The organism is Polaromonas sp. P1_G2, assembly GCF_056405515.1.
In genome coordinates, this window is sequence record NZ_JBFUBY010000937.1 from 1 (window position 1) to 504 (window position 504).

Annotated in this window: 1 protein-coding gene; it reads right to left on the bottom strand. The window is 61.7% G+C overall.

All coding sequences use genetic code 11. The features are described from left to right. The coding region (locus AC1D0P_RS28425) for an isocitrate/isopropylmalate family dehydrogenase (protein WP_477679793.1) at positions 1-504 on the bottom strand (504 nt) is incomplete at both ends.

Here is a 504-nt window from a genome sequence, read left to right on the forward strand (position 1 = left end):
TATTTCGCCTTGTGCGTCTGGGTCACGACCTCGTTCCACAGCACGCCCGACTTCATGACATTGCGTTTTTCCATCGAGCAGACCTTGTTGCCCCGCGTGCGCGCCAGCTCGAAGGCAACCGACGAGATACGTTCGATCTCGAATGTGTCATAGACCTGGGTATCGATGCCGCGCTTCTGGCCGTTGCCGAGATCGATGATCTCCTTCGGCGAGCCGAAATAGACGCCACCGGTCAATTCGCGGACGATGAGGATGTCGAGGCCTTCGACCACATCGGGCTTGAGCGAAGAAGCGTTGGCGAGCGCCGGATAGCAGATCGCCGGGCGCAGATTGGCGAACAGCGCCAGATCCTTGCGCAGCCGGAGCAACCCGGCCTCGGGCCGCACGTCATAGGGCACGCCATCCCATTTCGGGCCGCCGACGGCGCCGAACAGAACCGCATCGACGGCGAGCGCCTTGGCCATATCCTCTTCCGAAATCGCCTTGCCATGCGCATCATAGGCC